We start from the raw sequence: 12,211 nt of genomic DNA, 5'->3' as shown, positions 1-12,211 counted from the left end.
TCCTTTTTTTTATGCCTGCTGATTATGTTTAATGATTATACTTAATGACTATCGCTAATGATTATAATTAATAATTAGACTTAATAATTACACAAAACCAAATTTGGGTTTTTCTGCTTGTTTCTCTCGATAGGACAGATGATCCATGTTGGTTAATTCTGCCAATGAGTGCGGTTTATTGACGGTGATAGCTTTATCAATGGATGCCAAAAACATGTTGGATTTTTCGACGGACAGTTCTTTGAATTTATACTCGGCTATCAATCGACCTTTACGCAGCAGCGCGGGGTCAATTTTCGAGATATCGGAGTTAAAGGTACAAATAAACTGGCACTCCAACACATCCGACAGCATACCATCAGCAATGTTCAAAATCGCCGATACCACATCGGTATTAGCGTTATCAATGCTACGCTCGGCAATGTAGTTTTCACAGTCTTCAAGCACTAATACCGAGTTTTTGTTATCCACCAATAGTGACATAAATTCAGGGTTGGTCAAATACCCAATCATGGTAGTGGGTACAAAGATGAATTTTTTATTAGGCACTTGGCTGGTTAGCCATTTGATATAGTTGGTTTTACCTGAACCGGCCACGCCATGCAACAGTACCACGCCTTTACCATCGTGATTGAGCGATTCTTTGATATGCTGATGCACAGGCAGAAAATCCTCGTGATACATGGTATCTAAATTGATGGGAAATGGCTTGATACGGTGGGTTTTAAACACAAAACCATGGACTTCTTTGAGTAAAATCGATACTTTAGCCTCTTGCGACACATACTTTTGTAAGTATTCATCAAACACGTTTTTGACACTCGCCGCCGAATGCGGATTGGTCGAAATATAGTAAATACTGACGACTTTTAGCAGACCTGATTCAAAGATATATTCGTCATAGTCATTGGACAAATCTTCATTGGTGAGCATGAACACTTCATATTTGGGATGAAAATAACAAGCTTCACGCTCATACAATGTATTATTTTTATGCGAATAGGCGACGGTGGTAAAATCGGTGCAACGCTCAAAATCTTTAAGCTGCTCTTTGCGAATCACCATGTCATGGTTGCCAACATGTACCCCAGGGAAAATATCATCGAGTAGCGACTCAAAAGGGTTATATTTGCTAGCGTATTGGAGGTTGTCTTCAATAAGTTGAACAGTATAGGGCGGCTCAGACGAGGCGCTGAGCAGCTTTCGCGATTGATAATAGGGCGATTGTAAAATTTTCATAGGAATATAGGCTTATAAAAGGCAGTAGAAAAATTAACATAGTTAGCAATAAACAAGCTAACTATAGAGATGGGGCAGTTAATACTAGATGCAAGCTAAAAAGTAGCTAGTTGGCAATCAGTTAAAAAATTTTTAGCAATACAGTGAGCAACATACGGGCTAACAGTAAGCAATGGTGAGATAAGATAGACAGGAATTTTGGGCATAAAAAAACCTGCGAGAGGCAGGTTAATTTAACTAATACCGATTTGAGTGGTGGGGCTGAAGAGACTCGAACTCTTACACCTCGCGGCGCTGGAACCTAAATCCAGTGCGTCTACCAATTTCGCCACAGCCCCATGAGTTGCCTCAAAGTGTTGACTCAATATTTGTATCAGTGTCTTTGTGGTTGGCTATTATATAGAAAATTTTCGCTTTGGCAAGAGGTTTTTTAAAAAAATTGCATTTTTTTATTGGTTAAGTAAAATTTTTAGCGCATTGATAATATTTGCCAAGTCATTAATACGGTTTTCCACGCGTTTTGCCAGCAGCTTGTCGATAAAAGGCTGGCAAGCTTGGCAAGCAAATTCTGATAGCTGATGATTTGGGCATAAAAAAGGCACGGGCTGTTGGCAATGCGAAATTGCCCAACCAGGATAATCATTTGCCATAAAAGGCAGACATCCCATCAATAATTCGTACCATACCACCCCCAAACTATAGTAGTCGCTAAACTTGTCAACAGTCTGTCCTGTGAATTGCTCAGGACTCATATAGGCGGGTGTACCAGCGGTGTAAGTTTTGCAGTTGAGTGAGTCATTTTTTCCCATAGCATTGCTAACATCAAAATCACTCAGACCAAAGTCAATTAACACCACCTCAAGATTGGGTTTTACAATAAAGTTGGCGGGTTTGAGATCCAAATGCATCAGCCCAAATTGATGTAAACGGTTGACCACTTGGCAACTATGTAAAAAAATGGTCATTTTTTGCGGAAGACTGAGTAGTGGCAATTTAGCATTCGCATACAGCAAGGATTTTAACGTCTCCCCTGAATGATAGGACATAACCAGACAAGGACCAACAGATTGCTGCGGCTGCTGTTGGTCAAAGATGAGGGTATCAGGGAGAAGGTTTGAAGCATACAGCGTGGGGATGCCGCTTGTATGATGGGTGCCGTCAATCGCTAGGCTCTGGCAATGATGAAGGGCGTTAATTTCTTGCTCAAAATGGGCAAGATGGGTTGTGCTAAAGTGAGGTAGTAATTGTTTAACCACCACGGCTGTAGGCGGGGAGTGAGCCGAATGCCATACCCCGTACCAAAGCTCGGTATGGTTGAGTGGATTTGAAGGTGATAGTGGCTGTAAGTCAGTAACGACCGACTGACAGCCATTTTTTATGATAACCAGTGCTGGGTGAGTTGACTTTGTCTCAATCATGAAAGCTTAACGGGTCTGCCTTCAATCAACTGCTGGTATTTTCGGGTCACGGTATTGCGCCCCCAACCGAGTAGGTCAGCCGCTTGTCCTTTATGCTGAGCAGTATGGGCAAGTGCCACTTCGAGCAAACATTTCTCAAACATCGGATAAGCGGTTTGCAATATGTCATACTGTCCTTCAGCGAGTGCTTGTTGTGCCCAAACTTGCAGCGGGGTGATCCAATCTGCGGTTGCACCAGTTTGTGATGCAGGTAAGATCGGTATGACCGTGGTAGCGGGCAAAGGCGTTGGCAGCTCACTCGAATGGGCACTCAAATTAGAACTAGCACTGGGACTGGGACTGTTACTCGCAGCTGGTAAAGATGACGGATGTTCGCTCGCAGGTGTCTCAAACTGAGTGTCGGGCTGATAGTTATGTGTCTTATGTGTCTTATGTATTTTGGGCTCACGTGTAGTTACAGGCGTGCTATCTTGCGATTCAAACGCTTGTAAAATCTCGGGTGGCAAATCACTGGGCTGAATGGTTTGCCCTGTTGTCATCACACTGAGCCAGCGGCAGGTATTTTCAAGTTGACGCACGTTGCCTTGCCAAGGATAGCTTTGCAAAATATGCATGGCAGAGGGGGTGATGGTTTTGGTCGAGGTATGCATGCTTTTGGCAATATTTTGCATAAAAAAATCGATTAACAGCGGAATGTCTTCGCGGCGCTCACGTAGGGAAGGTAGCGCCAGTCGAATGACATTGAGCCGATAAAACAAATCTTCACGAAACTTGCCTTGCTGCACCAGGGTTTCTAAGTTTTGATGGGTCGCTGCGATGATACGTACATCGACTTTAATGGGTTTGAGCCCACCGACACGATAAAACTCACCATTTGCCAAGACGCGCAGCAAACGTGTCTGCGTTGGTAAAGGCATATCGCCGATTTCATCCAAAAACAAAGTGCCACCATGCGCCTGCTCAAAACGCCCTTGGCGCGTGGTAGTCGCACCCGTAAACGCGCCTTTTTCATGACCAAATAGTTCAGCTTCAATCAAATCATGCGGAATCGCCGCCATATTGAGCGCGATAAATGGTTTGGATTTGCGTGGCGAATGTTCGTGTAAGGCACTGGCAATCAGCTCTTTACCCGTACCCGATTCGCCGGTGATGAGGACTGTCATCGGCATATGCGACAAGCGACCAATCGCACGAAAGACTTTTTGCATGGCAATCGATTGCCCGATGATGCCTGATGGATTGGTGGTGGCTTTTTCTGGCGCGACTTCTACTTTTTGCGCTGGCGGCTGCTGTGCATCACGAATCAGAGAGTCGTTGTAGTTCTCAGACTTACTGCGCTTTTGTGTTTGGTTTGACTGGCTTTGCAGGCAAGCTTTTTTCACCATGGCAATGGCATCATCCAACTCAAACGGCTTGGGTAAGTAATCAAACGCGCCTGATTGATAGCTATCCACCGCAGACTGCACATCGGCATGCGCGGTCATGATGATGACAGGAATTTGTGCAAAGGCTTGTTTGATTTTACTGCTAAAGTCCAAGCCGTTCATCATCGGCATTCGAATATCGGTGACGATGACGCTTGGCAAGGAGGCACTATTGTCACTCTTCGCCTGGCTGTCTTGACCACTATCTTGTAGCAGCCGCCACGCCGATTGCGCATTGCCAAAGGTTTGCACTTGAAATCCACTATCTGTCAGCGTATCTTCCAAAATCATGCGTAGCGCTTGGTCGTCATCGATGACCCAAACAGTAGGCTCGTTGGTTGGCGTTTTATTATTGGGATAAGTCATATAAAAACCCTATATGGGAAACTGTATTGGTTTAAACATTATTGATTGAAAAATTGATTGAAAAATTCATAGCCGATCAGTCATGATGCTGTGGTGTATCAGGGTTAAATTATCAATTGGTCATTTGGTCATTTGGTTATTTGTCGAATTTGCCAAGGTAAAAAAATCGTAAATAGGGTTTCACCTGGCTGAGAGGTTACACTGATTTGCCCTTGATGGCGCTGAATAATGTCATGAGCAAGTGCCAGTCCCAACCCCGTACCATTGGCGCGTCCTGTAACCAAAGGATAAAAAATTTGCGGTAACAACTCACTATCAATGCCCAAGCCATTATCAATAAAATCGACGCGCAAGACGCTTTTATGTCGTATATCGCCAATGGTTTGTTGGTGCTGAATACGGGTCTTTACCGTGATGCTAGGCGACACAATGTCGTTTTCATTGAGCGCTTGTATCGCATTATTGACGATATTCATAAATACTTGTACGAGCTGGTCTTTATCAGCGGTGATTTCTGGCAACGATAAATCAAAGTCTCTGACTAGACTAATATTGGGGTTTTGTATCTCTGCCAATGTTAGTACATGCTGCAGGGGCTCATGTACATTGATTAATTGCCAGTTGGGCAAATTTGGCGCGCCCAGCAATTGGGTCACCAAGTTATTGAGTCGTCTGGTCTCATCCATGATGATACTGAGATAATTGGCGACCTTTTGCGCCTTGGTGTCATTAATATAGCGCACAATCCCATCAGATTTCATGATTTGATTAAAATTCTTCTCAAGCAGTTGACTTGCCCCAAGGATACCGGCTAAAGGGTTTTTGACTTCGTGTGCCATACTGCGAATCATTTGACGGGTTATCAAATGTTGGTGATTTTGATATTGTTCTTGTTGAATGCGACTTTCGCGATCTTTTGCCCAAATTTCAATTAAATAAAAAAACCCCGCCTCGGTTTCTAATGGGGAAACCCCATAATCGACCAATAATGGTGCACCAATCCCTTGGGTACTTAGCCCCAAAATGGTGCAATCATGATGGATAAAGGCTTGGTACATTTTTTTGGTATGTTCAAATTGGTTTTGTAGCGCCACTTTGACCTGTGCTTTGGTTTTTTTATAGGTTAGCAGGTCACCATCTGTGGATGATTGCTCTGGTGCTTGCGTTAGTAATTTTTCATAGTTTGCGGGGGTTAAAATATCGATAACATTTTTATGAAGTAAATGGGGCTGACTGACTGACAAAATCTGCTCAGCCGTCGCATTGATATAGACGCACTCATAGTTGCTGTCAGCGACAATTAACCCCGATAGTAGGTTATTGAACATGTCATCAAACAGGGTCTGGTTGGATTCAGGATTATGTAAAAAAGTAGGATGGTTCATTGGATAACTACCACAAATTTGAGCAATGGTTAAAGTGCAATTTAAATGCCAATAAACTATTGGATAATTTTTGGATTATTGTCATAACAGATAAATAATTAGAGTGATGGGCAGCAAATCAGTCATTTGATATTAAAAAATCACTCATTTATAGCAACGTGCTAATCGTAGTATGATATATTTTGAACCAAAATAGTGCAAAAGTTAAAGCCTAATTGCTAAAAAAGAAGTATAAAAAAAGGGCATAAAATCTATGCCCTTTGATGTACTGTAGCTATAAAAATTTAGAACCATTGGTAGGTTAGTGAGACGAATGAATTAATGCCTTTTTGGCGGTAGCCATAAACGGTCTCATAATCTTTATCTGTGAGATTATTAAGACGACTGCTAATGGTTAGGTTGGGACTGACATAATAATTCCCAGTCAGGTTCAACAAGGTGTAGCTGTCTAGAGTTTGTGAATTGTTGGCATCACGATAACGCTCTCCGACGTATTGTAGCTCCGTTCGAATGTCATATTTTGGCTGTTGATAGCCTAGGTAAACAATACCTTTGTTTTTGGGTTGATAAATTAATTCTTTGCCCGTTTTTTTATCTTCAGTATCTAGATAATCATAACCTAGACCAAATAAAGTATTATTTAACTGCCAGTCACTGGTTAACGAAATACCGTTAATATCCGCTTTATCTATATTTTGCATTTGACCTGCATAAGTAAGTGGGTCGGTGGTTACCCAAGCTAATTTATCGGTAAATTTAGATTGGTAGGCTGTTACGCGTGTGTGTTGATGATGATTGCTGTTTTCAATAAAGATTTCTGCATTTTTGCTGGTTTCAGGTTTTAAGTTGGGATTTTCTGAGCCTGGCCAATACAAATCGTTGAATGTGGGGGCACGAAAATTGGTTGCGTATGATGCACCAATGCGAGTGTTGGGGCTAAGACGATACGCACCGCCCACATTGTAGGTGGTCTTGCTATCAAATTGTGAGTTATCATCGTGACGCACATTTAATTGCACATCATATTTATCTTGAGCGAGCTGATATCCCAAAAACTCACTGTTGATAGTGCGGTGAGTCACGTCATAATCATTAGAGCTATCAACTTCTTGTTTTAAATTCTCATAACCACCGATAAGCTTACCGAGTGGCAACTGATAGCCAAGCTGTATGGTTACTTGTTTCTGAGTCGTATTGATTACATCGTCTAGGCGACCTGTTTGCCAATCTGCACCATCATACGTGGTAGATTTATCATAACTTTGACCATATTTAATATTTGCAGACAGTTTATCTTGTTGATAATCGGCAAAAGCTGAGACAGCCGCGTTTTTTTGGTCAGCATACGCGTTTGGCACTTCTGAACCACTATCAATATCTGTAGTGGATTTTGCAAATAATCCTGTTGCTCCAATTTCAACATTGTCATTGACTTTATGCTTGGCGACCAAACTTGCGTTTTTGGACTCAAAACCGTCTTTGTCAGCATGATGTATGCCGAACTGAGCGTAAGGTTTCGTCGCGTCAATGCCATTGGTCTTTTCATAACCCGTAGAAAGGCTTAAAGTCGTTGCAGAATTAACCAGTTGTCCTGTAATTTGCCCTTTATAGCTGTTTTCTGTGCCGCCGCCAACAGTCAATGCGACATTAGACTGTTGGGCGTTTTGACCTTTAGTAAAGACTTGAATCACGCCGCCCATCGCATCTGAGCCATAAAGACTTGAGCCAGAAGCACCATAAACTATTTCTATTCTATCGATTTGGTCGACTGGTAACAGCGATAATGCTGCTCCACCTGCGGTTGCAGAGCTGTAACGAATCCCATCGATTAATACTAAGACTTGACTATTGGAGTAACCACGCAATCTGACACCACTGCTCGCACCATCCCCACCATTTTGAGTAACATATATGCCACCTTGTCCACGAAGTACATCTATCACGCTTTGACCGCGATAACGTTGCAATTGTTCTTCATCAATCACAGTGGTTTGGGCGATGGTATTCTTGACAAGCGTCGGCGTTTTGGTTGCCGTGGTGGTAAAAGTAAGGCTCGGCAAAGTCGTTTCAGCTTCGCCAATAGCAGCTTCGCTAGTCGCTGCATGAGCGCTAACACCAGTCATGGACATGCCAATAATCACCAAGACGCTTTGCGTGATTGGATGGATATTAAAAAATGGCCTTTTGATAAAACGTAGTGATGTCTGATAGGTATAACGCATAACTTGACCCAAAAAAATAGTTTAAAGACACATTGTAGAAAAATATCGTTACATAAGCTATTACTTTCGCTTGGTCATTGCTCATTAAAGCTTGAGAATTTTTCAATAAAAAACCCCTTTAGCAACTAAAGGGGTTTTGGTACAAGGCTTGGTATCAACAATTAGCTGGCTTGTTGCTGTAATTTTTTAGCTTTTTGGTAGCATTCATTGATGTGATTTTCAGCAATTTTTTTAAACATCAAATAACCGATGGTACCTGCTACTAATTGACCGCCAAATGGTACAAATTTGGTGACTTGCTTGGCGATAATACGGCTACCAAAACCTTGGAAAGTTTTTTTGGCGATACTGCGCGTCACCACTAGCCCTGCAAAATCCACCGCTTTATCTTTTAGTTGGTTGATTTGCGTGCCGTTGTTCAAATCTACGGCTGCTTGGGCTGATTCAATTAAACCAAATTTAGCGGAGATTTCAGGTAGCAATTTTGATAACAGACCTGCGTCAACCGCAACGTCTAGTAGCGGCACAGGGACAACCGCTGCTACGGCAGACATTTTGGCTTTACTTTTAATCATCGCCTCGCATTCGCGTTTGATTTTTTCTAAGTCAAGTTTTGGGTCGATGGTTTTGGTCGAATTTTCTGCTGACATAATTTTTCCTTCTAAAAAATTTCAATTATCAATAGTAAAGGTAGTATTGCAAACGTTTGTAACAAGAGATGATTATTCATTAATGGTTGGTGATGCTATTAGATTAATGATAAGTGATGACTCTTTGGTTTGATTATAACTGAGTGTAAAGGTATCAATAAGCATCTTTTTGCAAAAAAATGCTAATGGTTTGTAGTGGCATTATTACGATATGCAAAATTCACAAATATCTATGAAAGCTGATGGGAGGTTTTTCACCGTTTCGCTGTTGTAATTTTGCCTATTCACTATCATTATGCTAGTTTGTTCTCTATACTTTTTTGACAACCATGATAAGTTTATGTTGACTGTGACTCCCCGTTTTATTGCCACCAAGATTGACGAGATTCCCCGTGATTTACAGCCGTTGGCGCAGACATCGATGACATTAGCACGCATTTTGGCTGGGCGGGGTGTGCGAGATGCGGCAAATTTAGACACCGCCTTCAATAAGATGTTACCTGCAAATTCGCTTACAGGCATTACCAAGGCAGTGGCGCTGCTTGACAAGGCGATTGATACGCAGCAAAAAATACTGATTGTGGGTGATTTTGACTGCGATGGCGCGACTAGCACGGCATTGATGGTAAGGGTGTTACGTGAGATGGGCGCGCAGGTTGAGTTTTTGGTGCCCGATCGTTTTAAGTACGGTTATGGACTGACGCCAGAAATTGTTGCACTAGGTATTGAAACCTATGATCCTGATGTGATTGTCACGGTTGATAATGGTATCTCCAGCCATGCTGGGGTCGAACTTGCCAAAGCCAAAGGGCTAACGGTGATTATTACCGATCATCACCTGACGACGCAGGCGACACCAAACGCCGATGCCGTGGTCAATCCCAATCAGCTGGGCTGTGATTTTGCTAGTAAATCATTGGTAGGGGTTGGGGTGGCATTTTATGTGCTAGGCAATCTTGCCAAAGTCAGACGCCAAGCCAACAAATCCACCACCCAAGTGAGTCGCTATATTGATTTGGTGGCACTCGGCACGGTGGCGGATGTGGGCGTATTAGACCAAAATAATCGTATTTTGGTGCACCAAGGTATCCAAGCCATCAAGCAAGGTCGTTGCTGTGTGGGTATTTTGGCGTTGTTGGAGCAGGCGAGTCGGCAGGTAGCCGACATCACGGCTCAAGATTTTGGTTTTATTTTGGGACCACGCATCAACGCCGCAGGTCGTATGGATAGTATGCGCATAGGCATTGACTGCTTGCTCACCGATGATTGGGGGGAGGCTCAGCGGCTTGCGCATCAGCTCGATAAACTCAATCAAGAGCGCCGCCAAGTCGAGCAGGGCATGCGACAACAAGCCGATAGTGTATTAAGGACGCTTGAGAATCCATCTGAGCAAAATGCTGTAAATCAAGTAACGCACCGCAAACGCAGTATTATTTTGTATCAAGATGAGTGGCACCAAGGGGTGATTGGTATCGTCGCAGGCAGATTAAAAGAAAGCTACCATGTGCCCGCTATCGTGTTTGCCCCTGCTGATACAGCATTGATTGAAGATGACGATGCTATCAAAGGTTCCGCACGCTCTATTGAAGGCATTCATATCCGTGATGCCATTGAATCAGTCGCGCAAACCTACCCCGAACTTATTAGCCACTTTGGCGGGCATGCGATGGCGGCAGGTCTGACAATCAAACGAAAAAACTTTGAGCCGTTTTGTAAAGCGTTTGATGAGGTAATTGCAGCGGTGGCTGATGAGGTATTTGCAGAGACGTTATATAGCGATGGTGAATTGACACCCCTTGAATTCACGGTCGATTTTGTAGATAGCTTGCAGACGTTGGCTATTTGGGGACATGGGTTTGTGGCACCGATATTTGATGGGGTGTTTGTGGTGCAAGATTATCGGGTGTTAAAAGAGCGTCATTTAAAATTATGGTTGTCGTATCCCGATGTGCCTTTTACTATCGAAGCGATTTGGTTTAATGTTGACTTTGACGCGATAGCTTTGTCTGCTATCAATCGCAGTGTGTCAAAAGTGCATTTACTCTATGAGCTTGAGAAAAATTTATTTAATGGACAAACTAAATTGCAGCTAAGGGTAAAAAAGGGTGTACTCCTCTAGACAAGCGTTTTTGCTGATTCATACACAATCTGATAACCATAACACCCAATAAAGATGATAAACGACATAAAATGACATGTTAATATAATTTATCACCTATATTGCGCTAAATTTTGATAAATTATGCAGGTATCAAGGTGTTAATTGTTGGCGTTAATTTTTAAAGTTTGAATAAAGCTTTGGCGCTTAGCTGGCTATTATTTATTATTTAACCGTTTGTCTTTTAACTAGATATCTTTTAACTGGCTGTTTTTTAACTATCTGTCTTTTACCTGCGTATGGAGAATTGCCATGAGTAAATCGCTTGCCAACAATGCAACCGCAACGACGGCTCGGCAATGGCAAATCCTCTCACAGCTGGATCGCAAACGTTGGCTCGGTACCACCCATATCAAAGAACAGCTTGATTTGATGGGTTTTGATATCAGTTTGCGAACCATTCAGCGAGATTTAAACGCTTTGGCAACGCGTTTTCCGATTGAAAAAAACAACACCAATCCACAAGGTTGGCGCTGGCGTGAAGATGCACCGATGCAAAGCTTGCCGCACATGAATTTGTCGCAAGCAGTGGCGTTTAGTATGATGCGCCATAATTTGACCCAGCTATTACCCCCGGCTATTTTGGATGAATTGATTCCTTGGTTTGACCTAGCGAATCGGCAACTCAAAGAAAGCAAAGTGGCAAATACTTGGCTTGATAGAGTGCGTATCCTGTCCGCCAATCAACCGCTCATCCCGCCATCGGTCAATCCAGCCGCCAAAGACGCTGTCTATGACGCATTGTTTCAAAATAAAAAACTCATCGCCTGTTATAAAGCGCGCGGGCGAGAGGAAGCGCAAAAATACACCTTAAATCCGCTAGCCATTGTGCAGCGTGGTGTGGTGATTTACTTGATTGCCTCGCGAACCGACAGAGCCTCTGACGATGTGCGCCAATTTGCTTTGCACCGTTTTGAGAGTGCGGAAGTGAGCGCAAGCGACGCGCAAACCCCGAAAGATTTTAATTTAGACAATTACATCAATACAGGCGCGATGGGGTTTAATTATCCGTTGTTCCAAAAACTCATGCCTGAAAGCGAAAAAAACAACCACGAGCCGCCCATACAGCAAGTGCGTTTATTGTTTCATCCGTTATCGGGGGCAAGTTTACTTGAAAGCCCCTTATCAACCGACCAGCAAAGCTGGGAAGATGACGAAGGATTGCATATCACAGCCACAGTAAACATGACCTCTCAGCTAGTATGGTGGCTACGTGGTTTTGGTAAAGGACTGCGAAAAATCGAGCCTGAGATTTTATCAATCGCCGTCTTTGAAACCCAAACTCCAAACCAACAAGCGCCTAATCAACAACCCACCATCCAAACAATAAACGAATAACTAACAAACGC

At 42.9% G+C, this 12,211-nt stretch carries 8 protein-coding genes and 1 tRNA gene; 2 read left to right on the top strand and 7 right to left on the bottom strand.

Annotated features, from left to right (window positions below; all coding sequences use genetic code 11):
- Positions 1-87: 87 nt before the first annotated feature.
- The 7 genes from ACH0AB_RS02300 to ACH0AB_RS02270 all read right to left on the bottom strand — a co-directional run bounded on the left by ACH0AB_RS02300 (position 88) and on the right by ACH0AB_RS02270 (position 8,704).
- A complete protein-coding gene (locus ACH0AB_RS02300; protein ID WP_406877001.1) occupies positions 88-1,239 on the bottom strand; it encodes an AAA family ATPase in 1,152 nt (383 codons plus the stop codon).
- Positions 1,240-1,492: 253 nt separating this feature from the next.
- A tRNA-Leu gene (locus ACH0AB_RS02295) sits at positions 1,493-1,577 on the bottom strand.
- A 111-nt stretch (positions 1,578-1,688) separates the two neighbouring features.
- Positions 1,689-2,657, bottom strand: coding sequence for a serine/threonine protein kinase (locus tag ACH0AB_RS02290; RefSeq protein WP_406877000.1), 969 nt, complete (start codon positions 2,655-2,657; stop codon positions 1,689-1,691).
- Positions 2,654-4,447 carry a sigma 54-interacting transcriptional regulator gene (locus ACH0AB_RS02285; RefSeq protein ID WP_406876998.1) on the bottom strand — a complete coding sequence of 598 codons (1,794 nt, stop codon included), beginning with the start codon at positions 4,445-4,447 and terminating at the stop codon, positions 2,654-2,656. Before ACH0AB_RS02285 ends, ACH0AB_RS02290 begins: the two co-directional genes overlap by 4 nt.
- Positions 4,448-4,575: 128 nt before the next feature.
- The gene (locus ACH0AB_RS02280) at positions 4,576-5,832 is read right to left on the bottom strand and encodes a two-component system sensor histidine kinase NtrB (RefSeq protein WP_406876997.1); all 1,257 of its coding nucleotides are present in this window, start codon (positions 5,830-5,832) and stop codon (positions 4,576-4,578) included.
- Positions 5,833-6,116: 284 nt separating this feature from the next.
- Positions 6,117-8,054, bottom strand: coding sequence for a TonB-dependent receptor domain-containing protein (locus tag ACH0AB_RS02275; protein WP_406876996.1), 1,938 nt, complete (start codon positions 8,052-8,054; stop codon positions 6,117-6,119).
- A 161-nt stretch (positions 8,055-8,215) separates the two neighbouring features.
- Complete coding sequence (locus tag ACH0AB_RS02270; RefSeq protein WP_406876995.1) at positions 8,216-8,704, bottom strand: hypothetical protein; 489 nt, start codon at positions 8,702-8,704, stop codon at positions 8,216-8,218.
- A 340-nt stretch (positions 8,705-9,044) separates the two neighbouring features.
- Here ACH0AB_RS02270 and recJ point away from each other — a divergent pair, with 340 nt between their 5' ends.
- Positions 9,045-10,823, top strand: coding sequence for a single-stranded-DNA-specific exonuclease RecJ (recJ, locus tag ACH0AB_RS02265; RefSeq protein ID WP_406876994.1), 1,779 nt, complete (start codon positions 9,045-9,047; stop codon positions 10,821-10,823).
- Between the two features lie 291 nt (positions 10,824-11,114).
- Positions 11,115-12,200, top strand: coding sequence for a helix-turn-helix transcriptional regulator (locus tag ACH0AB_RS02260; protein WP_188874982.1), 1,086 nt, complete (start codon positions 11,115-11,117; stop codon positions 12,198-12,200).
- The last annotated feature ends 11 nt before the right edge of the window (positions 12,201-12,211 follow it).

The organism is Moraxella sp. 179-F 1C4 NHS (genome assembly GCF_045370505.1).
Lineage (GTDB): Bacteria > Pseudomonadota > Gammaproteobacteria > Pseudomonadales > Moraxellaceae > Faucicola > Faucicola tetraodonis.
This window is presented reverse-complemented; position numbering and strand designations above follow the sequence as displayed.